Origin of the sequence: Rickettsia sp. TH2014 (assembly GCF_019249195.1) — a bacterium.
GTDB lineage: Bacteria > Pseudomonadota > Alphaproteobacteria > Rickettsiales > Rickettsiaceae > Rickettsia > Rickettsia felis.
This window is the reverse complement of record NZ_MXAX01000204.1, coordinates 1-1434: the sequence shown is the minus strand read 5'-3', so window position 1 is coordinate 1434 and position 1434 is coordinate 1. Positions and strand designations below refer to the sequence as shown.

Below are 1434 nucleotides of genomic sequence, written 5' to 3'. Positions count from 1 at the left end.
AGCCATATACATAGCCTTATCTGCTCTTGCGATAAACTGTTCAATTGGCTCTCCCCGTTTATATTCCGTGACACCAATACTTACTGTTTTCTTAAGTAAATCACCTGTTAATGGTATTATGAACTCTGTTTCTTCTACCTTTTTTCGTAACCTTTCTGCTAACTGCTCTGCTTGATCTAATGTAACACAACCAAGTAATATCACAAACTCCTCACCACCATACCTTGCTACTAAGTCCGTTACGTAAAAATTATTTTTTAATATTTCTGCAAATGTTTTTAAAACCGCATCCCCTGCTTGATGTCCATGCTGATCGTTTACGTTTTTAAAATCATCCAAATCGCACATTAGTAAATTTGATGAATATTTACAGCCATGCGTTTCTCTTACTACTTGTATTGCATGTACATCAAAATAATGTCTATTAAATATACCAGTAAGTCCATCTTTTATAGATAATTCTACTTGCTCCTGTAGCTGTCTCTTCAAATTATCTTTATATAGTTTTCTTTGTAATAATGTTTTAACTCTTATTACTAATTCCACTTCCTCAATATTATATAAGAAGAAATCATTTATCCCTATATCCATACACTGCGTTACTTGCAACTCATCAACTTTATCAACAAGCATAACGATTATGCTATCTTTATATAATTTATGACTCCTAATACAGGATACAACCCTTAATGGATCTTGATGTTCTAAAAGAGAGCTGATAAGTACTATGTCAATATCTTTGTCTGATGCCTTAATCTCATCCTCATCTCCAGTAAATTTGTAAACATGCTTAGTAATATTATAAAGAATATCACTAATCCTTTCTGTTTTGCCTTGATCATCAATTACTGCTATACTCCTATCAGCTTCCTCTTCCATACTCATAGCAGCTACACCAAGAATGATATTACTACTATTTCTTATCATCAGCTCATCTATTAACTTCTTGGTTTTTGATAATGCTGTTAATCTAAATAATAACACTATAATATCAATTGGATATGTTATTAATTCATCTGCACCTGCATTAAAAGCTTGAATTCTTATATCAGCATCTTCTTTTTCTGCTATCATGACAACAGGTATATAAGTAGTAGACGGATTCTGCTTTAATCTAGTACAAATCTTAATGCCGTCTACCTCCTCTAAATCAATTCCAAGTATTATTACATCAATTTTGTACTTAGCAATATGCTCTATGGTCTGACTAGAGTTCTCTGCTATATACACAGTATAATACTCTTTATATAATCTTGCCTCTAGCGGACTAATTCTTTCTCGATCCTTTGATACTAATAATACGTTTGCTGTCATATGTTTTTTCTTGATTGGATATTTACTATAAGACTTGAGATTATATAAAATATCTACAGTGGTCTTGCTATTTCTATAGTTTTACTTATAATGCCCTTTTTTGCAATAAAATTACGGATA

The 1434-nt window shown here is 31.6% G+C and carries 1 protein-coding gene; it reads right to left on the bottom strand.

Features of this window, described 5'->3' with window-relative positions:
* The coding region (locus KYQ89_RS04165; RefSeq protein WP_218460539.1) for a diguanylate cyclase at positions 1-1314 on the bottom strand (1314 nt) is incomplete at its 3' end.
* Positions 1315-1434: the final 120 nt, after the last annotated feature.